The sequence below is a fragment of the Streptomyces sp. NPDC090021 genome (assembly GCF_044748225.1).
Taxonomy (GTDB): Bacteria; Actinomycetota; Actinomycetes; order Streptomycetales; family Streptomycetaceae; genus Streptomyces.
This window is the reverse complement of the sequence record NZ_JBIVFO010000036.1, coordinates 25,485-46,130: the sequence shown is the minus strand read 5'-3', so window position 1 is coordinate 46,130 and position 20,646 is coordinate 25,485. Positions and strand designations below refer to the sequence as shown.

Sequence of the window (20,646 nt, the reverse complement as noted above, 5' to 3'; positions counted from 1 at the left end):
GTTTGGCCGTCGCGGCTGGACGGATGGTGTAGTTGTAGTGCCGAGGACAAGCCGTTCGTCCTATAACCGACTCGGCCCGCGTATGTCCATTTCGGGCAACGCGGGCCAAGGTGCAGAATTTAGAGGAAAGAACCGAGATGGTTCGGTTCTCCCGAGGAGGCCGCTCATGACCGCTCGCACCCCTGATGCCGAGCCGCTGCTGACCCCGGCTGAGGTTGCCACGATGTTCCGCGTGGACCCGAAGACGGTCACCCGCTGGGCCAAGGCTGGCAAGCTCACGTCCATCCGCACCCTGGGTGGACACCGCCGGTACCGCGAGGCCGAGGTCCGCGCACTGCTGGCGGGAATTCCGCAGCAGCGCAGCGAGGCCTGAGGTCGCGTAAACACCCCGCTTTCAACGGGCCTCCATCGGGTCCCCCAATCCGATGAGAACCCGCATTGCTTCATACGACCCGGCCTGCCCCAACAGGTTCTCGGGTCGTTCGATCGCGCTGGACTCCGCCGGGTCCAGCGCGATCTTTTTATGCCCAGGTCAGGGGGGTTCCGGAGGCTCGCCGCTCTGCCTGACGGGGTAGGTACCATTGCACATATTAAATCGAGCGGGCGTATGGATGCGATAAAAGTGTGGGTCCGAAAAACTCATGCGGTGACACCCGTCACAGATGATCACTCTTGTATATCCGGCAATGCACCCCGTATTGGGGAAGTCCGTCGCGGTGAGCATCATGCGAACGGGGGATTCCGGCCGGAAGGACGATCCGCGGGCGCGTGCGGGCGCGTGCGGGTGCGTAGGGGATCGCGAGGAGTGCCCCGGGTGAACCCCGGACCGGCCGACGCGGGACCCGCGCGGCCGCGGGAAGCGGGCCGGGGCCGCCGCGGGAGCGGACACGGGGCCGACAGTGGGGCCGGGAGTGGAAGCGGCAGTGGGGCCCGGGAGCGGAAGCGGGGCCGGACACAGGCCCGCGGCCGGGCCGCCCGACCCGTGCCCCGTCGGCCTGCCTCCCCAACGCGACCCGGGCGGCGGCGCCCGCCAACGCGTCAGGGCCCGCATCCCCTGGGGGGATACGGGCCCTGACGTTGTTGCGATCCTGACGGGACTTGAACCCGCGACCTCCACCTTGACAGGGTGGCGAGCTAACCAACTGCTCCACAGGACCTTGATTCGCGGCTGCCCGTAGGCGGCTGCGAAACAGACTGTACAGCAGCTCAGGGGGTGCGGTCGAACCGATCAGGGGGCCGCAGCGTCCACCGCCTTCACGATGCGCTTGTCGGAGATCGGGTACGCCGTGCCGAGGGCGTGCGCGAAGTAGCTGACGCGCAGCTCCTCGATCATCCAGCGGATGTCCGTCACCGCGGACGGGACCGGCCGTCCCTTCGGCAACTGCTCCAGCAGCCAGGCGTACTCGTCCTGCATCTCGTGGACCTTCTCCATGCGCGTCGTGTCGCGCTGGACGCCCGTGGGCATCTGCTGGAGCCGCCGGTCCGCCGCCACCAGGTAGCGCATCAGGTCCGGCAGCCTGCGCAGCCCGGTGAGCGTCACGAAGCCGGCCGGCATCAGGGCCGCCAGCTGCGTCCTGACGTCCTGGATGTTCGCGACCAGGGCGAGGCTGGAAGTGCCCTTCAGGCGCCGCTCACAGGCCTGCCAGGCGGCCAGCACCTGCTGGGTCTGGTTCACCGCCCGCACGGTCGTGTCCACCAGGTCGGCGCGGACGGCCTCGTAGAGCTTCCGGAAGCCCGCCTCGTCCCACGCGGGGCCGCCGTGGTCGGCGATGAGCCGGTCGGCCGCCGCGGTCGCGCAGTCGTCGAACAGCGCCTGGACGGAGCCGTGCGGGTTCCTGGAGAGCGCGAGCTTCTGCTGGTTGGAGAGGTGGTCCGAGGCGAACTTCGCCGGGTTCACCGGGATGTTCAGCAGGATGAGCCGGCGGGTGCCCAGCCACATCGCCTGCTGCTGCTCCGCCTCGGTGTCGAAGAGCCGTACGGAGACGCTCGTACCCTCGTCCACCAGCGCCGGGTACGCCTTCACGGGCTGGCCGGCGCGACGGGTCTCGAACACCTTGGTCAGCGTGCCGATCGTCCAGTCGGTCAGCCCGGTCCGCTCCACGGACTCCCCGCCCGCCCGCTCGGCGGTGGCCGCGGCGGCCTTGGAGAGGGCCTGGCGGGCCTTGGGCTTCAGCCTCAGCCGCAGGGCTTCCAGGTCCTTGTCCTCGGCGATCTTGCGGCGTCGCTCGTCGACGATCCGGAAAGTGATCTTCAGGTGGTCCGGAACGCGGGTGAGGTCGAAGTCCTCGGCCGACACCGGCACGCCGACCATGCGCTGGAGCTCCCGCGCCAGCGTCACCGGCAGCGGCTCCTGCAGCGGCACGGCCGTGTCCAGGAACCGGCCCGCGTAGTTCGGCGCGGGCACGTAGTGACGTCGGATCGGCTTGGGCAGTGAGCGGATCAGCTCGGTGACGACCTCCTCGCGCAGCCCCGGGATCTGCCAGTCGAAGCCCTCGTCGGTGACCTGGTTGAGCACCTGGAGCGGGATGTGGACGGTCACGCCGTCCGCGTCCGCGCCCGGCTCGAACTGGTAGGTCACCCGGAACTTCAGCTGCCCCTGGCGCCAGGAGTCCGGATAGTCGGCCTTGGTGACCCCGGCCGCCTTCTCCGTGAGCAGCATCTCCCGCTCGAAGTCGAGCAGTTCGGGCTCGTCGCGCTTCTTGTGCTTCCACCAGGAGTCGAAGTGCGCGCCGGAGACGACGTGCTCGGGGATCCGCTGGTCGTAGAAGTCGAAGAGGGTCTCGTCGTCCACCACGATGTCGCGGCGCCGGGCCCGGTTCTCCAGCTCCTCCACCTCGGTGAGGAGCTTGCGGTTGTCGGCGTAGAACTTGTGGTGGGTGCGCCAGTCGCCCTCGACCAGGGCGTTGCGGATGAACAGCTCGCGCGAGACCTCGGGGTCGATCCGGCCGTAGTTGATCTCCCGCTGGGCGACGATCGGGACGCCGTACAGCGTCACCTTCTCGTACGCCATCACCGCGGCCTGGTCCTTCTCCCAGTGCGGCTCACTGTAGGTCCGCTTGATCAGGTGCTGGGCCAGCGGCTCCACCCACTCGGGCTCGACCTTGGCGTTCACCCGGGCCCACAGCCGCGAGGTCTCCACCAGCTCGGCCGACATCACGAACTTCGGCTGCTTCTTGAACAGCGACGAGCCCGGGAAGATCGCGAACTTGGCCGACCGGGCGCCCAGGTACTCGTTCTTGTCGGTGTCCTTGAGCCCGATGTGCGAGAGCAGACCGGCCAGCAGCGAGACGTGGACGACCTGCTCGGGGGCGTCGGCCTCGTTGACGTGGATGCCCATGCTCTTGGCCACCGTGCGCAGCTGCGAGTAGATGTCCTGCCACTCGCGGATCCGCAGGAAGTTCAGGTACTCCTGCTTGCACATCCGGCGGAAGGAGGAGGAGCCGCGCTCCTTCTGCTGCTCGCGGACGTAGCGCCACATGTTCAGGAACGACAGGAAGTCGCTGGTCTCGTCCTTGAAGCGGGCGTGGTTCTGGTCGGCCTGGGTCTGCTTGTCCGAGGGGCGCTCACGCGGGTCCTGGATGGACAGGGCCGCCGCGATGACCATGACCTCGCGGACGCAGTTGTTCTTGTCGGCCTCGATGACCATGCGGGCCAGCCGCGGGTCGACGGGCAGCTGGGACAGCTTGCGGCCCATCTGCGTCAGGCGCTGTCCCTTCTTCCCCTCCGCGGAGGACTTCTCGCCCGTCTCCAGCGCCCCGAGTTCCTGCAGCAGCTGGACGCCGTCGCGGATGTTGCGGTGGTCCGGCGGGTCGATGAAGGGGAACTTCTCGATCTCGCCGAGGCCGGCCGCGGTCATCTGGAGGATGACGGAGGCCAGGTTCGTGCGCAGGATCTCGGCATCGGTGAACTCGGGGCGGGCGTCGAAGTCGGCCTCGGAGTACAGCCGGATGCAGATGCCGTCGCTGGTACGGCCGCAGCGGCCCTTGCGCTGGTTGGCGCTGGCCTGGGAGATCCGCTCGATCGGCAGGCGCTGCACCTTGGTGCGGTGGCTGTAGCGGGAGATCCGGGCGTTGCCCGGGTCGATCACGTACTTGATGCCGGGGACGGTCAGGGAGGTCTCGGCGACGTTGGTCGCGAGCACGATCCGGCGCCCGGTGTGCGGCTGGAAGACCCGGTGCTGCTCGGCGTGCGAGAGACGGGCGTAGAGCGGCAGGACCTCGGTGAACCGGAGCTTCTTCTTGATCAGCGCGTCCGCGGTGTCGCGGATCTCGCGCTCGCCGGAGAGGAAGACCAGGATGTCGCCGGAGCCCTCGGCCTGGAGCTCGTCCACGGCGTCGCAGATCGCGGTGATCTGGTCGCGGTCGGAGTCCTCGGAGTCCTCTTCGAGGAGCGGCCGGTAGCGGACCTCCACCGGGTACGTCCGCCCGCTGACCTCGACGATCGGGGCGTCGCCGAAGTGGCGGGAGAAGCGTTCCGGGTCGATCGTGGCAGAGGTGATGACGACCTTCAGGTCGGGCCGCTTGGGCAGCAGCGTCGCCAGGTAGCCGAGCAGGAAGTCGATGTTCAGCGAGCGCTCGTGGGCCTCGTCGATGATGATCGTGTCGTAGGCGCGCAGCTCGCGGTCCGTCTGGATCTCGGCGAGCAGGATGCCGTCCGTCATCAGCTTCACGAAGGTCGCGTCCTGGTCCACTTGGTCGGTGAACCGGACCTTCCAGCCGACGGTCTGCCCGATCTCGGACCTCAGCTCCTCGGCGATGCGTTCCGCCACCGTGCGCGCGGCGATCCGGCGGGGCTGGGTGTGCCCGATCATGCCCCGGACGCCCCGGCCCAGCTCCATGCAGATCTTGGGGATCTGCGTGGTCTTGCCGGAGCCGGTCTCACCGGCGACGATCACGACCTGGTGGTCGCGTATCGCCTCGGCGATCTCGTCCTTCTTCTGGCTGACGGGCAGGTTCTCGGGATACGTGACCTCCGGCATCCGCGAGGCACGGCCGGCCAGTCGCTCGGCGGCCTTCGCGGCCTCCGCGGCGATCTCGTCGAGCACGGCCTGCTTGGCCTCGGGCTTGCGGATGCGGCGGGCGCCTTCGAGGCGGCGGCCGAGGCGGTGCGCGTCACGGAGGGAGATCTCACCGAGAAGCGTCTGCAGGGCGGCGAAGGAAGTAGACATACCTGATCGAGGATCTCACCTGGGCCCTCCGGGTGGCGAACGCATTTGTCGGGTGGACCCGTACCATTTCGGGACGAGTCCCTCGGCCGCACGAGTGAGAGGCAGCCCACCTTGTCCCGCCCCCGCCCTTTCGGACGCACCGTGCTCGCGGTGCCGGTGCCGGTGGCGGTCCTGGCGGTCCTGGCGGTGCTGCTGGGCGGGACGGTCCTGCCGGATGCCGGCCCGGCCGGCCGGGCCGCGGCCCCCGCGGCCCCCGCGGGCTCCGGTACGCCCGGAGCGCTCCTGGCCGCGGGCGGGCACCCCGGGTACCTCGGACACCCCGGGTACCTCGGGCACCCCGGGACCGTAGCGTTCGGCACTCCCGGCACAGAGGCCGCCCCGGCTCCCGGTGTCGCCCCGGCTCCCGGTGTCGCCCCGGCTCCCGGTGTCGCCCCGGCTCCCGGTGTCGCCCCGGCTCCCGGTGTCGTCCCGGCTTCCGGCGTCGCCGTCCGGAGCGGCGGGCCCTCCTGCGCCCCCGCGGCCCCCGACCACGGCGGGACGCCCGCCGTCCCGGCCCGGGCCGGGGGCGACCATGCCCAGGTCCCGCCGGGCCGCCCGGTCCCGCTGGCCGCCCGGCCACACGCGGGCCTGCCCGTACGGGTGCCCGTCCGCGGCCCGGACCGGCCCGCCCCCGGCCCGGTGGAGCTGTCGGTGATGCGGGTCTAGAGGCCCCGCCCGAGCGGTCCTTCCCCGGCCCGCGGGACCCCGCGTCCCCGCCCGCCGCCCAGGAGGCCGCCCGGCCCGGCCCCTACCGACCTCACCCGCAGAACCGGAGCACCCGCATGTCCTCTTCCAAGACCAATTCCAAGACCAGAACCCGCACGTCCACGGCCAAGCCCCTGCTGATCTCCGCGGGGGTCGCCCTCGCCGCCGTCACCCTCGGCCTCGTCTCCTGGCAGGCCACCGCCCCCGCCGACAAGACGCCCGTCGACAAGGCCTCCGCAGGCTCCGCGCCCGCGGCCGCGCCCCGCTCCGACACCTCCGCCGCGCTCATGGCCCTGGCCCGCCGGGAGCCCGGGGACAAGCTCGCCGTCGGCCGCCCGGACGCGCCCGTCGTGCTCATCGAGTACTCCGACTTCAAGTGTGGCTACTGCGGCAAGTTCGCCCGGGACACCGAGCCCGAACTGGTGAAGAAGTACGTCGACAACGGCACCCTGCGCATCGAGTGGCGCAACTTCCCGATCTTCGGGGCCGAATCGGAGGCCGCCGCCAGGGCCGCCTGGGCCGCCGGGCAGCAGGACCGGTTCGCCGCCTTCCACGCGGCCGCGTACGCCGACGGCTCCAAGGAGAAGGGCTTCGCCGAGCCGAGGCTCCTGGAGCTGGCCCGCGAGGCCGGGGTCCCCGACATCGAGCGCTTCAAGGCCGACATGGCCGGTGAGGAGGCCGCCGCGGCCCTGAAGAAGGACCAGGAGGAGGGCTACCGCATCGGCGTCACCTCCACGCCGTCCTTCCTGGTCAACGGCCGTCCGATCGCGGGCGCCCAGCCGCTCGGCGCCTTCACCGCCGCGATCGAGCAGGCCGGGGCGGCGGCGAAGCGGTGACCGACATCGGATACCTGGCCGCCCTGCTGGGCGGCCTCCTCGCGCTGCTCAGCCCCTGCAGCGCACTGCTCCTGCCGGCCTTCTTCGCGTACTCGATCGACTCGACCTCGCGCCTGCTGGCACGGACCGGCATCTTCTACGCGGGCCTCGCGAGCACCCTCGTACCGCTGGGGGCGGCCGGCTCGTACGCCGGCCGGTTCTTCCACGGCAACCGCGACCAGCTGGTCCTGGCCGGCGGCTGGCTGATCATCGCGCTCGGAGCCGCGCAGATCCTGGGCCTGGGCTTCGCCCCGAAGCGGATCTCGGAGCTGTCCGGCAGGATCCGGCCGACCACCGCCCTGTCCGTGTACGCGCTCGGCGCGGTCTACGGGCTGGCCGGCTTCTGCGCCGGCCCGATCCTGGGCAGTGTCCTGACGGTCGCGGCGGTCAGCGGCAGCCCGGTCTACGGCGGTCTGCTGCTCGCCGTCTACGCGCTGGGGATGGCCGTCCCGCTCTTCGTGATGGCCCTGCTGTGGGAGCGGTTCGAGCTGGGCCGGCGGCGCTGGCTGCGCGGCCGGGCCCTGCGCGCGGGCCGCTTCGAGGTGCACAGCACGTCGCTGTTGTCCGGGCTGTTCTTCATCACCCTGGGCGTGCTGTTCCTCGTCTACGACGGGGCGAGCGCACTGCCGGGCCTGCTGGACGTGGACGACTCCTTCGCGGTGGAGCAGCGGGTGCGGGCGCTGGCCGGGGCCGTCCCGGACGGGGCGCTGCTCGGGCTGGTCGCCGTGGGGGCGGCCGTCTTCGGCCTGGTGCAGTGGCGTCGCCGGGCGCGGACGGAGGAGGCGCCGGAGTAACCACAGAAGGCCCCGTCCGATGGACGGGGCCTTCCTGGTGGTGGCTGGGGCCGGGGTCGAACCGGCGACCTATCGCTTTTCAGGCGATCGCTCGTACCAACTGAGCTACCCAGCCACGAGACCGTTTCCGGCCTCAGCGATCCTGACGGGACTTGAACCCGCGACCTCCACCTTGACAGGGTGGCGAGCTAACCAACTGCTCCACAGGACCTTGCAGTGTGCGAGACGAAGTCTTGCACACGGTAATGCGTACCCCCAACGGGATTCGAACCCGTGCTACCGCCTTGAAAGGGCGGCGTCCTGGGCCACTAGACGATGAGGGCTAAAGGCCCGCCTGGGCGCTTTCCAGCGCGTCGGGGACGTGAGAAGCATATGGGATCCGGGGAGCTATCGCCAAAACGGTTTCCCCCGGAGGGACAATGGCCCGGTGCTGGAGATGACGCGCGAGGAGTTCGAGGAGCTCGTCGCAGAGGCCCTGGACCGGATCCCGCCGGAGCTGACGCGGCTGATGGACAACGTGGCGGTGTTCGTCGAGGACGAGCCGCCCGCCGACGATCCGGAGCTGCTGGGGCTCTACGAGGGGACCCCGCTCACGGACCGCGGCGAGTGGTACGCCGGGGTCCTGCCGGACCGGATCACCATCTACCGCAATCCCACGTTGCGGATGTGCGAGGACCGGGAGAGCGTGGTCGCGGAGACGGAGGTCACCGTGGTGCACGGTATCCCGTCGTACACCTCTTCGGGTGAGGTTTCCCCTGTTCAGGTGACTGTCGCGGCCTGAGCTGGCCGTTCTGGATCAGCCCCAGCCGAGTTCGTGAAGGCGCTCGTCGTCGATGCCGAAGTGGTGGGCGATCTCATGGACCACGGTCACGGCGACCTCGTGAACCACGTCTTCGGGGCTCTCGCACATCCGGAGCGTCGGCCCCATGTAGATCGAGATGCGGTCCGGGAGGACCCCGGCGTACCACTCGCCCCGCTCCGTGAGCGGAGTCCCCTCGTAGAGCCCCAGAAGCTCGGGGTCGTCGGCCGGCGGCTCGTCCTCCACGAAGACCGCCACGTTGTCCATGACCCGCGTCAGCTCAGGCGGGATCGAGTCCAGGGCTTCGGCCACCAGCTCTTCGAAGGCGTCTCGCGTCATCTCCAGCACACGGCCATTCTCCGTGACGACCGTCACTCCCGAGTGGGGCGGGCGCAGAGAACCCCACTCGGCTGCTCCGCTTCGCGCCGCTGGAGGGGCGCCAGAGTGGCTCACATCACGCATGTTCGTCGCGGCACGAGAACGGGCGATCTCCCGCACTCACCGCAAGCCACATGAAGAAGCCCCCACCGGCGCACCGGACAGGCACGCGAGTGGGGGCTCTGCTGTTACCGCGAGTACACGATCACTCCGGTGCCCGGGCGTACTGCTCCAGGGTCGCCTTGCTGGTGGACCGGTCGACCAGCCGAAGCTCCCACGGCCCGGTGTTCACGTCGAAGTCCTTGCCGAACCCGACCCACTTCCCGGCCATGCGTCGGCCCGTCGGCTCGATCAGCATTTGCACGGCTCCGTGGTACCGGGCGCCGTTGTAGTAGCCGTCCGAGGCGGTCTGCTCCACCCACGATCCGGTGACCACGTTGCGGTCCACGGTCAGGTCCAGCGAGAGAGGGCTCTCGGGGTTGCTGCTCGCGCCCGGCAGGCTCTGGGCGGTGAGCCGGTTCCCGTGCTGCACGATCACCACGTAGTGCTTGCACTCGTAGGTGGTGTCCCGGCTCGACGAGTAGAACTCGTACCGGCTGAGCCACACACCCGAGAACGTCTCTTCGGTCGCGTGCGCTGCCAGCGGGCTCCCGGTGGCCACGGCGATCCCTTCCGTCCCGGCGTCCATGTCATGTCCTCCCATCCCGTCCGCGTGCACCCGTGCCGTCGGTACCGGCAGGGAGAACCCGAGAGCTTCCACGGGACGCCCCGTGACCCGCTCCAGCGCCCTCGCGTACACGCCACGGGGCGTCTTGCTCGTACCTGATTCCCAGCGCTGCACCAGTCGCTTGGACGCCTCGTTGGGCTCGCCCAGCTCCTCGCCCGCTCGGCGAAGGGCCTTGGCGAAGTCGTCCTGGCTTAATCGCAGGCCGATTCGAACGGCCCGCAGCACATCATTCGGCACCACGGCGGTTGTCGTCATGACGTCAAAGCTAGAACGAACAGCCTCCGAATGACACCGGTTTGACGCCCCCGCAGACGTCATTGACGCCCCGTCGAGTGACGCCCCGACGACGCCCGATATGCCGTCGTTCTGTCCTTCCGTCGGCGGGAACATCGGTGCACCGACACGGCAACCGGACGAGAGGGCGTGAGTGGATGGCCAGCTACAAGCAGGGGCTCCCTGGGGGCAGCGTCGGCAGGGCCGTGACCCTGTCCATGCCGGAACTGCACCCGACCCCGGTGGAGGGCTGCGAGATCTGCGGGGAGCAGGCCGTACTGCGCAGTGCCGCCTTCAAGCGGGGTGACCACTCCGCAGTCTCGGACGCGAACGTGAGGATCCGCAGCCACCAGCACCACAGGAACACCCGGTGAGCCTGACCATCCGGGTCTCCCGCGATTCTGGGCGGACCTGGGGAGCCGAAGTCAGCTACCCCAGCGCCATTACAGAGAAGCCCCTGTCACCGGCAGCCTCCGCACGCTGGCCACCGTGTGACTGCTCCCGCTGCGCCCCCTCTCCTGCACCGTCGCCTGCTCAGCCGATCTCCTGACAAGGAAGGCACAGACGTGACGATCACCCGACTGAACCCCTCCGAGGTTCTCAACCTCATCAGCCCCGATCTCCGGGCCCGCCTCATCCAGGACGTGCGCAAGACCTGGCCCGACCTGTCCGACGACATGGGCACCCGCGGCGTGACACAGATGGCGGCTTTTCTGGCCGCCTCCGTCCAGACGGACGCGGCGCTGACTCCGTCACTTCGAGTTGACCTGTTCTGGCATGCGTTCGTGCAGCGGAGCGTGCCGTACGTCGCCTTCTCCCGAGCCCTTGGCGCCGACTACATCCACCACGTCCCGGAGGACGAAGCGACCGGGGCGGACCCCGAAGCGGGGCGGGCTGCGATGGCGGCGACCACCGCCGCGATCCGCGCGTCCGGGTTCGACATCGACGCCGAGTTCTGGCCCCACGAGGGCGCCGCCGACTGCTCACAGTGCCACGCCGGCTGCACCGACAGCCCGAACGGCGGCAAGAAGTAACAACCCCGCGGACAGCCACATGAACGCCTCAGCCGCCCGGTACCGTGCCGGGCGGCTGCTGCCGTGAACGAGATCGGACACGCAATGACTGACGCCCGTAGTGCTGCCTGGGACACGTACTCGCAGAGCAAGCCCCAGAGGAGGCATACCAACGCCAGGGGTGACACCACGTGGTTCAACTGGACCCAGTACGCGGACCATGGCCCCGGAGCCGAAGTCCTCTCGGTCAAGCCCGGGGAATCGGTACTCGACCTGGGCTGCGGGTCCGGCGGTAACCTCGCGCATCTTGCCACCCTGGGGATGAGGGCCGTAGGTATCGATCTGTCCCCCGGACAGCTCACCAAGGCTCATGAGCGCTGGCCGGACGTGGACGGCATGGAGCTGAACCGAGGCGATGCCATCGCCTACCTCAGCACGACGTACACGGTCTTCGACGCGGTCTACAGCGTGTTCGGAGCGGCCTGGTTCACCGATCCCAGCTCACTGATCCCGCAGGTTCACGCCGGGCTGAAGCCGGGGGGCGTATTCGCCCTCTCTCAGCGCCCCCCGGTGGAAGGCTGCTACGGATGCCAGGCCTCGTACATCCCGCGAGGGGACGACCAGGACCCCGCCATCGTGAAGCGCTGGGACTACGAACCCGACATCTGGTGCGCGCTCCTCAAGGAGTACGGGTTCGTGGAAACGACGGCGACCGTGATCCCCGCCCCGTCCCATGAGAAGCGCACCATTGGCACGCTCCTCGTCCGGGCGGTACGCGGGGACGATCCGCGATCCTAGGGCGAGAACGCAAAGAAGCCCCCGCACCCGCCGCCCTGTGAAGGGAGACGAGCACGGGGGCTCTGTGGGTCGATCAGCCGTTCAGCACGTTGGTCAGACGGGCGGCTGCCTTCCCTCCGAACAGCGCGAGGCCGCAGTAGAAGTCGATGCGGGTCCGGTAGACGGGCTTGTCGTGGGACTCGCCGAGGTCGGTGGCCTGCACGCCACCGTTGGTCAGTCCGGTGACTCCTGCATCCGCTTCGGTGGACCCGAAGCGGACCGCGTAGATGTCGCCGGTCTGCTTGCCTCCGGTCCCAGTCGTCAGGGGCAGGACATCCGTACCGTCGAGCTTCTGGCCCGCGTCGAGCATCGGGATCCCGTTCCACATCACGGCACGCTTACCCGCGATCTCCGAAGTCAGCAGTTCGGAACCGCCGAGCCGGCGGAACCCTGACGCGATCTTGGCCCGGATGTCGGCGTTCATGTAGAGCGCGCCGTTGGCACCGTTGATGCCGCGGACACGCGCGGTCAGAGTGTCCAGCGCATCGAAGAACTCGTAGCCGTTCGCAACCGGTCCGAGCCCCTTGGCGTCGACCACCTGAGTGCCGAAGAGCCGCTTACGCAGACCATCGAACCCCTTGGGGTCCACCAGCACGTCACCGTTGAAGAACTGATCCGAGAAATGAACGGATGCCGCCTTGACCTTCATCATGATCTGAACTGCCCGCTGATCGTTGAGGTTGCCGCGGGTCTGCGCGACGAACTTGTCCACGTCCGCGTCACCACCCAGGATGGCGAGCGTCTCGATCTTCTGGTTGAGCGTGCCGGTGCTCTCCGGGTACGCCTCGTTGACCGCACGGAAGGAGACGCCGGGAAGGGTGGACTCCTCGTTGTATCGGTAGGCATTGCCAGCGATCTTCAGTAGCGGAAGACGGTCCAGGATCGGCGATTCCTGTACGAACGTCTCGATGACACCGCGCTGCAACTGGTCCTGCGACAGCTTGGCGGATTCGGCCAGAGTGAGCGTCATTGAATTCTCCAATAGAGATAGCGGATACAGAAAAGGAGCGAAACCGTGAACTCGGTATCGCTCCACAAGAAGGCTCTAATGAGCCATGCAAGTTTTTTGCCTCCCCCACGTGCGGTCGCGGGAGGGGCAGGGGTCACCCCCCTGGGTCAGAACGGCGGACGCTCCAGCGATTCACGCCGTGACCGCGCTTCCGCAGCGAATCCCCCCGGCTGGTGCCTCGCGGTCTCTCTGCTGTGGCACGGCAGGCACAGCGGACGCAGACGAGAGGCAACGTCCGGATCGGCAACACCCCGAGCCACCAGCGACCGGCGCGAGTCAGGGAAGTGGTCCGCCACCGTGGCGGGCTTCCCGCACAGCACACACCACGGGTTCCGATACAGGTACGTGCGGCGGATGTAAGGCCAGCGAGGCCCGTACGCGCTCGTCCCCGGTGTGACCCGCTGCGCAGTCGCCTCGCGCTCATGAGCGGCGCAGCGGCCACCGCGGGCGGTCAACTCGGGGCACCCGGGTACAGAGCACGGGGGGCGGGGTCTACGCGGCATGGGGGGTGCCTTCCGCAGACAAGGGACATGCAGGTTTGACGTGCCCCAGGGGATGCGGTGTCCTACCCCCATGTCTGAACTGGTCAGTGCCGATGATGCGGAGCCCACCCCGGCGAGCACGACGTTCGAATTGAACGCCGGGAAGGACGGCCTGCACGTACGGGGCGCGAACGTGTCCGAGCGAGTGCAACTGTCGATCATCCGCACGGCGGGAGCCTGCGTCCTCGGGGTGCTGGCTGTCTGTGCGCTGTCGAATTGGCGAGCTTCCCAGAACGGCGAGCAAGGCGACCCCGGCGACCACTAGGACGCGCCCCCGAACTCGGTCCCCGTCTTGAGTTGGTGGCAGCCGTGACACAAGACCTGCACGTTGCCGTCTCTGTCCTCGCCACGGAGGGGCAACGGGCGCACGTGGTTCACGTCTCCAGCGGCCACCACGGGCGGCCAGTTCCGGACACCCGGGTACTGAGCCAGGGGGGCGGGGTCGTCGGGGCATGGGGGCACCTCTCGGACGCGAGAATTCTCGGAAGTGAGAGTTCTCAGAAACGAGAATTCACTTCATTTAGTTAAATCTAGCTATTCTATGCCGCCGAAAGGGGTGGTAGTAATCGGAGGCCGGACCTGGGCAGGATGAACATGCCTCGCCAAACTGCGGAGGCAGACCATTCCTGAAAGGATCTCTAGCCATGTCGCAGCACGAGCCCTTGAAGCCTGATGAGAAGCCGCTGCTCACGCTCCACTTCCGCGACGGCTCCGGCATCCGCGTTCAGCGCGTTCCGGCATGGCTCGTGACTCTCGTGTCCACAGGATGCGGAGCTGCACTCACGTGGTGGGCGCAGCGCTAGAGCCCCCCACCCCACCGAACTCGGTTGCTGTCTTGAGCTGGTGGCAGCCGTGACACAGCACCTGCACGTTGCCGTCCGTGTCCTCGCCACCGAGGGACGGCGGGCGCACGTGATCCACATCCACCCCGTCCGCGGGGAAGTCGGCTAGGCACCAGTCGCACCAGGCCGAGCCCCGCCCGTCCACCCTCCGGCGGAGTCGGGCCGCAGCGTCGTACCGGGCCGCTCGTCGCCGGCTACGTGCTCGGCGGGAACGGACACTCGCTCGTCCCTCGTACGCGGCGTGATGAGCCGTACAGCGTCCCCGATGGGTCGCGGGCTCGGTGCAGTCGATACAGCGCATGTGCGGCCCCCTGGTGCTCGCCGTGGTCCTGGTGCTCGATGTCCTCGCCGGCTCGGGTCCGGTCCGGACGCAACGGGGACCGCACGCGCTTACAACCCCTTTCGGCACCCCGGAGGGTGGTTACTCATGGGCGGTGGCCCCGCTCGGAGTGAGGTTGGACGCTCTTGCTCCGGTCTACGTGGAGAGCAGCCCTTGCCTGCCCTCGCAGTTCGCGGGGCCGTGCCGGTTGCTCTTTCCGTAGTGGTGGAGAGCAAGCCTTGCCCGCACTGCGCGCTGGGGATCCGGTTGATTCTTGGGTTTGCCATAGTGGAAGCCGGAGGTTTCCCGGACCCTGCCAGGCAGTATCGGTGTTCTCCTCCGTCCCTCTGTGTGTTGAGGAGAGCAAGGGGCGCCCGACGGACTGCCAGTGGCGCAGTGCTGTTCGAGACGCCGTTCTCTCTTCTTTCTTATTTTTTCTATGTGTTCCAAAAAATCGGTTGTAACCGTCACTCCAACACCGATCGCCCCGCTGGTCAGGCAGCCCTACCCCGCGGCTCGCTGGCGAACAGCCACGGAACGCCCGTACGCCTGCCTGCGGGCACAAGACAGCCCCGGTGGTCCGCGGGGACCATCCGGGGCTGTACGCATGACTGGGGGTCTCTGAGCGGCTAGGCGGGCGCCGGCTTGGCGTTGGCCTCAGCGAGCGTTGTGGGGAACGTCAGACCTTCGGGGCGTTCCTCCCCGACCCACCAGAAGCGTAGGCGGTCGAAGGACGGGCGGACACCGGTCTTGCGGGCCTTGAAGACCCAGGCGCGTTCCAGCACGAGACCGACGGTCTCGCGGCGCTCGGCCAGCGGCCAGTTCGCCCACGCTTCCTTGAAGAGCTCCGTGTCCCGCAGGAACGTGATGTCGAGTGCCTGTCCTTCTGGGAGCTCCCTCAGCTCCTTCTCGTACCCGTCCAGCCGCCCGTTGCTCACGTCGTAGCGGCGCTTGAAGCGGGCTTCGCCGCGCGTGCCCTGGAAGAGGCCGTTCAGTTTCTCGTCCTCCAAGCGGTCGAGGAACTGTTCCTCTTCCCGGATCAGGGCCTCAAGCTGGGATCGGCGGGCCTTGCGGTCCGGGTGCTTCATGTCGGCCCAGCGCTGAGCGATGGCCAGGATCGCCGGGTCGTCGTCATCGAGGGCGCCGAGGCGGTTGATCATCGCTTCGGTCACCAGGGCATCGGCATGGGTGCCGCTGATCAGTACGCCGGGGCATCGTCCGCTGAAGTGTCGGCGGATGCAGCGGTAGCGGGGCCAGACTTCACCCTTCCGTACGAACGCTGTGTCGTAGGACATACGGGACCCGCACTCGCCGCAGTAGAGGTAATCCGACATGAGACCGGTGACCGCCCGGCCCGTCTCCTTGGACTTGCTGCCGGGCGTGGCCTCCCGGGTCCAGTGGACGGGGACCCGGCTGCCGAACATCGACCGCAGGCGTGTGTGATCCGCGAAACTGATGATCTCCTCGCTGACCCGGACCATCTCGCCGGTCACGGTGTGACGGTGGACTTCACCCTTGTGAGGCAGGTACCCGGCCAGGGTGGGCGAGATCACAAGCTGTCGGACGACGGGCCACGACCATGAGTTCGGGGTCTTGATCGGCTTCTCGCGGAGCTTCTGCGCCTTGAGAGGTTCGCCCTTGGCTTCGAGCTGGGCGATGCGTTGCTTCCGGCTCGCCCAGCGCGGGGAGTCGTAGCCCTGGTCGTTCATCCACTTCGCGACGGAGCGCAGGGACTGGCCGTCCAGGAGCTTCGCGACCACGGCGCGGATGATCTCCGACTCCTCCGGGTGAGGGGTGAGCTTCCGTTCCGGCGTGACGACGAAGCCGTACGGGCGGCTGCCCATCCAGCGGCCCTCGTCCCGCTCGTCCGCCCGCAGGTCCGTGACCCGGATGGACGTGTTCTTGGATTCCTTGTGGGCCTGGTGCGCGGCCAATGTGAGCTGGATCTCCCAGCCCTCGTTGTTCGAGTCGATCCCGTCCGCGATGGAGATGAAGCGGCACCCGGTCTCGTAGACGATCCGGATGATCTCCGATGCCTGCGGGATGCCCTGGCGCGTCGCGCGGTCCACCTTGAAGACGATCAACACGTCCGCCAGGCGCTCGCGGAGCATGGTGAGGGCGGCTTCCCAGTCGGGCCGGTTCACGTAGGTGTGGAACCCGGACTTGTCCTCGTCCTTGAAGACCTTGGTCACTTCCGCGCCCAGGTCCTCGGCCCGGCCCCGGCCCGCCTTCTCCTGGCGGGGAATGGACGTGGACGTGTCCGTGAGATCCGAGATCCGCAGGTACAGGATCGCGCGCAGGATGGCGGCGGCGCGCGAGAATGGCTCTCGTGGTGACATACAAACCTCCCCTTACCCCGCTGACCAGCCTAAATCCGTGGTCGGACAAGGTGTCTGGCGGGTGTTCCTGCGTGCACGAGATCGCCCACCACTTCGGGATCGACGACGAACGGCTGCACGCGCTGGGGTACGGGTGAGCCGGAGGGGCTCCCGGCCCGTCCCCGGCGTCGCCGAGGCGATCGACCCGGACGTCGACCTGCACGTGCCCGCGCAGCGGGCCGAGCCGCAGGGCCGGGTGCTCGCGGCGGTGGCCGTCGGCGGCGGCGTGGGGGCCTCGGCCCGGTACGGGATCTCCCTGCTGTGGCCGGCCGCGCCCGGCGCCTTCCCGTGGGCGACCCTGTGGATCAACGCCTCCGGGTGTGCGCTGATCGGCGTCCTGATGGTGCTGATCAGCGAGGGCGGGCGGACGGCGCCGCACCCGCTGCTGCGGCCCTTCGCCGGGGTCGGCGTGCTCGGCGGCTTCACCACCTTCTCCACCTACGCGACGGACTTCTCGCGACTGCTGGACGAGGGGGAGGCGCGGACCGCGCTGGCCTACGCGGGGCTCACGGTGGTGGCCGCGCTGGGCGCGGTGTGGGCGGCGGCCTCGGTGACCCGGTTCGCCGTGCGTGGCCGCGGGGCGGGCCGGGGAACGGCTCCGGAGCTCCGGTGAACTGGCTGTTCGTGGTGGCGGGCGCGGTCGTGGGTGCCCCGCTGCGCTACCTGACGGACCGCGCGGTGCAGCAGCGGCACGACTCCGTCTTCCCGTGGGGGACCTTCGTCGTGAACGCGGCCGGCTGCCTGGTGCTGGGGGTGCTGACCGGCGCGGCGCTCGCCGGGGCCGCTTCCTCGTGGGTGGTGCTGCTGCTGGGGCCCGGGCTGTGCGGGGCGCTGAGCACGTACTCGACCTTCTCGTACGAGACGCTGCGGCTGGCCGAGCGCGGATGGGGTTTCCTGGCGGCGGCGAACGTCGCGATGTCGGTGCTGGTCGGGCTGGGCGCGGTGCACCTCGGCTCGCAAGTGGCGCGACAACTGTTCGCCTGAGGGCGTGTCCCTTACGGGGCAAAGGGAGTTGGGCACGACGACCCGCTCCTGCGGGCCTCCCGTCCCCAGGCTCCCCAGGCTCCGGAGGTGCCCCCGTGCGCCAGTTGTCCGCTTCCCTCAGACTGGCCGTCACCGCGCTCGCGGTCGCGGCGACGGCCGGCTGCATGAGCATCGGCGAGGACGCGGCGAAGCCCGGGCCCTCCGCAGAAGCGGAGCAGCGCGCGGGCTCCGAGGCGGGCACCGGGGACACCCCCGGGCGGGGCTCCGGGATCCGGGGCAACGGGCACGGAGCGAAGGACGGTACGCAGAGCGAGGGCGGCGAGCACAAGGAGGACGGCAAGGCCTCCGGCGCGACCGGGGCCACCCCCGGCCCGGCTACGCCGAGCGGGGCGCCGGGCGCGGCCGCACCGTCGGCGGGACCGGGCGGCGGGGCCGGCGGCCAGGGTCCCCAGCAGCCGCCGACGGGTGGTTCCGGCGGTTCGAGTCCCGGTGGCCCGGGCGGGCCGGGCGGCTCGGGCGGCTCGGGCGGCGGCCAGCAGTCGGCGAGCCCGACCCCGCAGCCGCCGCTTCCGACGCCCCCTGTGACGGAACCCACGCCGAGTCCGTCGAGCCCGCAGCCGGAGCCCAGCACCCAGCCCGAACCCCACGTCTAGGGGCGTCCTCGGCCGGTGACGGCTTCCGGAGGCGTGGCGGCACCCTCCCGATCCGAGGTGTTTGTGCAGGTCAGCAGTGAATCCACCGGGCCGACTTGCCAGACCCCGGGGAGGGTGCGTATGGTTATAGATCGTTTGATCCCATTGCCCGGCGCCGAATCCGAAGAGCGCCGCGTGGCGCGTACTCTCCCTAGCCGTGGCTGACCGCATTGAGGCGGTCGATTTGCGATTCACGGAGTTTGGGCGCGTGCCGAGACTCCGGAAGGTTTCGCATTTCGCATGTCCATTTCCAGTTCTGACCGTTCCGTCATGCCCGAGAACGACTCCAACGAGATCATCGACACCGAAGCCCTTGTGGTCACCGAGGCCATCGAGGCCGCAGAGGCCGAGGGAATCATCGAGGCTCTCGAGGCGGACGTGAGCGGCGGGTCCTTCGAGGACTCCTCCGACTTCGACGCCGATGCCGACGCCGAGCCCACGATCACCTTCGGTGACCTGGGTCTGCCCGAGGGCATCGTGCGCAAGCTCGCTCAGAACGGCGTCACCACCCCCTTCCCGATCCAGGCCGCGACCATCCCGGACGCCCTGGCCGGCAAGGACATCCTCGGCCGCGGCCGCACCGGCTCCGGCAAGACCCTCTCCTTCGGTCTGCCGACCCTGGCCACGCTGGCCGGCGGCCACACCGAGAAGAAGAAGCCCCGCGCGATCATCCTCACGCCGACCCGTGAGCTCGCGATGCAGGTCGCTGACGCGCTGCAGCCGTACGGCGACGTCCTCGGCCTGAAGATGAAGGTTGTCTGCGGCGGTACCTCCATGAGCAACCAGATCTACGCTCTGGAGCGCGGTGTCGACATCCTCGTCGCCACCCCGGGCCGACTGCGCGACATCATCAACCGCGGTGCCTGCTCCCTGGAGAACGTCCAGGTCGCGGTCCTCGACGAGGCCGATCAGATGGCCGACCTGGGCTTCCTGCCCGAGGTCACCGAGCTGCTCGACCAGATCCCCGAGGGCGGCCAGCGCATGCTCTTCTCCGCCACCATGGAGAACGAGATCGGTACCCTGGTCAAGCGCTACCTGTCCAGCCCCGTCACGCACGAGGTCGACAGCGCCCAGGGCAACGTCACGACCATGACGCACCACGTGCTCGTCGTGAAGCCGAAGGACAAGGCGCCGGTCACGGCCGCCATCGCCGCCCGCAAGGGCCGCACCATCATCTTCGTCCGCACCCAGCTGGGCGCCGACCGCATCGCCGAGCAGCTCGTCGAGGCCGGCGTGAAGGCCGACGCGCTGCACGGCGGTATGACGCAGGGCGCCCGTACCCGCGTCCTCGCGGACTTCAAGGACGGCTACGTCAACGCGCTCGTCGCCACCGACGTCGCCGCCCGAGGCATCCATGTCGACGGCATCGACCTGGTCCTGAACGTGGACCCGGCCGGTGACCACAAGGACTACCTGCACCGCTCGGGCCGTACCGCCCGTGCCGGCAAGTCCGGTGTCGTCGTCTCCCTCGCGCTGCCGCACCAGCGCCGCCAGATCTTCCGCCTGATGGAGGACGCGGGCGTCGACGCCTCGCGCCACATCGTGCAGGGCGCGGGCGCCTTCGAGCCGGAGGTCGCCGAGATCACCGGTGCCCGTTCGCTGACCGAGGTCCAGGCCGACTCCGCGAACAACGCCGCCAAGCAGGCCGAGCGCGAGGTCGCCGAGCTCACCAAGCAGCTGGAGCGCATGACGCGCCGCGCCGCCGAACTGCGCGAGGAGGCCGACCGCCTGGTCGCCCGTTCCGCGCGCGAGCGGGGCGAGGACCCGGAGGCCGCCGTCGCCGAGGTGGCCGAGGCCGCCGAGGCCGAGGTCGCGGCTGCCGCCGCTGCCGCCGCCGCCGAGATCGCCGCGCAGGAGCGCCGCGAGGAGAACCGCGCCCAGCGCGACGACCGCGGCAACTACGAGCGCCGGGACAACCGCGGTGGCGACCGCGGCGACCGCGGCGGCTTCCGCCGTGACGACCGTGACGACCGCCGCGGCGACCGCGGTGGTGACCGTGGTGGCTTCCGCCGTGATGACCGTCCGTCGGGTGGTTTCCGTCGCGATGACCGTCCGTCGGGTAGTTTCCGTCGCGATGACCGTCCGTCGGGTGGTTTCCGTCGTGATGACCGTCCGTCGGGTGGCTTCAACCGTGACGACCGCGGTGACCGCGGTGGCGACCGTGGCGGTTTCCGCCGTGATGACCGTCCGTCGGGTGGTTTCCGTCGCGATGACCGTCCGTCGGGTGGCTTCAACCGTGACGACCGCGGTGACCGCGGTGGCGACCGTGGCGG

At 69.3% G+C, this 20,646-nt stretch carries 19 protein-coding genes, 4 tRNA genes and 1 pseudogene; 14 read left to right on the top strand and 10 right to left on the bottom strand.

The window, feature by feature from the left end; genetic code table 11:
* Positions 1–166: 166 nt before the first annotated feature.
* Positions 167–373 carry a developmental transcriptional regulator BldC gene (bldC, locus tag ACIPXC_RS26360; RefSeq protein ID WP_003949541.1) on the top strand — a complete coding sequence of 69 codons (207 nt, stop codon included), beginning with the start codon at positions 167–169 and terminating at the stop codon, positions 371–373.
* 710 nt (positions 374–1,083) lie between these two features.
* Here bldC and ACIPXC_RS26355 read toward each other — a convergent pair.
* Positions 1,084–1,157: transfer RNA gene (locus ACIPXC_RS26355), tRNA-Asp, on the bottom strand.
* Between the two features lie 71 nt (positions 1,158–1,228).
* Complete coding sequence (hrpA, locus tag ACIPXC_RS26350) at positions 1,229–5,167, bottom strand: ATP-dependent RNA helicase HrpA (protein ID WP_401622992.1); 3,939 nt, start codon at positions 5,165–5,167, stop codon at positions 1,229–1,231.
* 150 nt (positions 5,168–5,317) lie between these two features.
* Between hrpA and ACIPXC_RS26345 the strand changes: the two genes are divergently transcribed.
* From ACIPXC_RS26345 to ACIPXC_RS26335, 3 genes are all read left to right on the top strand, one after another.
* Positions 5,318–5,872, top strand: coding sequence for a hypothetical protein (locus ACIPXC_RS26345; protein WP_401622989.1), 555 nt, complete (start codon positions 5,318–5,320; stop codon positions 5,870–5,872).
* A 116-nt stretch (positions 5,873–5,988) separates the two neighbouring features.
* On the top strand, positions 5,989–6,747 hold the full coding sequence (locus tag ACIPXC_RS26340; protein ID WP_401622986.1) for a DsbA family protein: 759 nt from the start codon (positions 5,989–5,991) through the stop codon (positions 6,745–6,747).
* Positions 6,744–7,580 carry a cytochrome c biogenesis CcdA family protein gene (locus tag ACIPXC_RS26335; RefSeq protein ID WP_401622983.1) on the top strand — a complete coding sequence of 279 codons (837 nt, stop codon included), beginning with the start codon at positions 6,744–6,746 and terminating at the stop codon, positions 7,578–7,580. The genes ACIPXC_RS26340 and ACIPXC_RS26335 overlap by 4 nt, the downstream gene beginning before the upstream one ends.
* A 38-nt stretch (positions 7,581–7,618) precedes the next feature.
* Here ACIPXC_RS26335 and ACIPXC_RS26330 read toward each other — a convergent pair.
* The 3 genes from ACIPXC_RS26330 to ACIPXC_RS26320 all read right to left on the bottom strand — a co-directional run bounded on the left by ACIPXC_RS26330 (position 7,619) and on the right by ACIPXC_RS26320 (position 7,903).
* A tRNA-Phe gene (locus tag ACIPXC_RS26330) sits at positions 7,619–7,695 on the bottom strand.
* Between the two features lie 22 nt (positions 7,696–7,717).
* Positions 7,718–7,791, bottom strand: a tRNA-Asp gene (locus ACIPXC_RS26325).
* Positions 7,792–7,830: 39 nt separating this feature from the next.
* Positions 7,831–7,903 (bottom strand) — tRNA-Glu (locus ACIPXC_RS26320).
* 104 nt (positions 7,904–8,007) lie between these two features.
* On the opposite strand from ACIPXC_RS26320, the gene ACIPXC_RS26315 reads away from it, so the two are divergent.
* Positions 8,008–8,361, top strand: coding sequence for a metallopeptidase family protein (locus ACIPXC_RS26315; RefSeq protein WP_401622980.1), 354 nt, complete (start codon positions 8,008–8,010; stop codon positions 8,359–8,361).
* 15 nt (positions 8,362–8,376) lie between these two features.
* Here ACIPXC_RS26315 and ACIPXC_RS26310 read toward each other — a convergent pair whose 3' ends face one another.
* Both ACIPXC_RS26310 and ACIPXC_RS26305 read right to left on the bottom strand, forming a co-directional pair.
* A complete protein-coding gene (locus ACIPXC_RS26310; RefSeq protein WP_266352419.1) occupies positions 8,377–8,727 on the bottom strand; it encodes a metallopeptidase family protein in 351 nt (116 codons plus the stop codon).
* A gap of 235 nt (positions 8,728–8,962) precedes the next feature.
* The gene (locus ACIPXC_RS26305) at positions 8,963–9,739 is read right to left on the bottom strand and encodes a helix-turn-helix domain-containing protein (protein WP_401622977.1); all 777 of its coding nucleotides are present in this window, start codon (positions 9,737–9,739) and stop codon (positions 8,963–8,965) included.
* Between the two features lie 176 nt (positions 9,740–9,915).
* Here ACIPXC_RS26305 and ACIPXC_RS26300 point away from each other — a divergent pair, with 176 nt between their 5' ends.
* From ACIPXC_RS26300 to ACIPXC_RS26290, 3 genes are all read left to right on the top strand, one after another.
* Positions 9,916–10,131 (top strand): hypothetical protein, encoded by a 216-nt coding sequence (locus tag ACIPXC_RS26300; protein ID WP_401622974.1) that lies wholly within the window; start codon positions 9,916–9,918, stop codon positions 10,129–10,131.
* Positions 10,132–10,323: 192 nt separating this feature from the next.
* Positions 10,324–10,791, top strand: coding sequence for a hypothetical protein (locus ACIPXC_RS26295; RefSeq protein WP_401622971.1), 468 nt, complete (start codon positions 10,324–10,326; stop codon positions 10,789–10,791).
* A gap of 84 nt (positions 10,792–10,875) precedes the next feature.
* Positions 10,876–11,568, top strand: a complete 693-nt coding sequence (locus tag ACIPXC_RS26290; protein WP_401622968.1) for a class I SAM-dependent methyltransferase — start codon at positions 10,876–10,878, stop codon at positions 11,566–11,568.
* Between the two features lie 73 nt (positions 11,569–11,641).
* On the opposite strand, the gene ACIPXC_RS26285 is transcribed toward ACIPXC_RS26290, so the two are convergent.
* Positions 11,642–12,577 carry a major capsid protein gene (locus ACIPXC_RS26285; RefSeq protein WP_401622965.1) on the bottom strand — a complete coding sequence of 312 codons (936 nt, stop codon included), beginning with the start codon at positions 12,575–12,577 and terminating at the stop codon, positions 11,642–11,644.
* A gap of 612 nt (positions 12,578–13,189) precedes the next feature.
* On the opposite strand from ACIPXC_RS26285, the gene ACIPXC_RS26280 reads away from it, so the two are divergent.
* Complete coding sequence (locus ACIPXC_RS26280; protein ID WP_401622961.1) at positions 13,190–13,423, top strand: hypothetical protein; 234 nt, start codon at positions 13,190–13,192, stop codon at positions 13,421–13,423.
* Positions 13,424–13,938: 515 nt separating this feature from the next.
* Here ACIPXC_RS26280 and ACIPXC_RS26275 read toward each other — a convergent pair.
* Together ACIPXC_RS26275 and ACIPXC_RS26270 are read right to left on the bottom strand one after the other, a co-directional pair.
* The gene (locus ACIPXC_RS26275) at positions 13,939–14,301 is read right to left on the bottom strand and encodes an HNH endonuclease (protein ID WP_401622954.1); all 363 of its coding nucleotides are present in this window, start codon (positions 14,299–14,301) and stop codon (positions 13,939–13,941) included.
* 647 nt (positions 14,302–14,948) lie between these two features.
* Positions 14,949–16,658 (bottom strand): recombinase family protein, encoded by a 1,710-nt coding sequence (locus tag ACIPXC_RS26270; protein WP_401622951.1) that lies wholly within the window; start codon positions 16,656–16,658, stop codon positions 14,949–14,951.
* 71 nt (positions 16,659–16,729) lie between these two features.
* On the opposite strand from ACIPXC_RS26270, the pseudogene ACIPXC_RS26265 reads away from it, so the two are divergent.
* The 5 genes and pseudogenes from ACIPXC_RS26265 to ACIPXC_RS26245 form a co-directional block, all read left to right on the top strand.
* Positions 16,730–16,795: pseudogene (locus ACIPXC_RS26265) on the top strand (metallopeptidase family protein); the annotation flags it as partial.
* Positions 16,792–17,310: a CrcB family protein gene (locus tag ACIPXC_RS26260; RefSeq protein WP_401622948.1), complete on the top strand. Its 519-nt coding sequence runs from the start codon at positions 16,792–16,794 to the stop codon at positions 17,308–17,310. The pseudogene ACIPXC_RS26265 and the gene ACIPXC_RS26260, both read left to right, overlap by 4 nt.
* Positions 17,307–17,681 (top strand): fluoride efflux transporter FluC, encoded by a 375-nt coding sequence (locus ACIPXC_RS26255; protein WP_401622945.1) that lies wholly within the window; start codon positions 17,307–17,309, stop codon positions 17,679–17,681. The genes ACIPXC_RS26260 and ACIPXC_RS26255 overlap by 4 nt, the downstream gene beginning before the upstream one ends.
* A 95-nt stretch (positions 17,682–17,776) precedes the next feature.
* Positions 17,777–18,334 carry a hypothetical protein gene (locus ACIPXC_RS26250; protein ID WP_401622942.1) on the top strand — a complete coding sequence of 186 codons (558 nt, stop codon included), beginning with the start codon at positions 17,777–17,779 and terminating at the stop codon, positions 18,332–18,334.
* 279 nt (positions 18,335–18,613) lie between these two features.
* On the top strand, positions 18,614–20,646 hold a 2,033-nt coding region (locus tag ACIPXC_RS26245), incomplete at its 3' end, for a DEAD/DEAH box helicase (protein WP_401622939.1).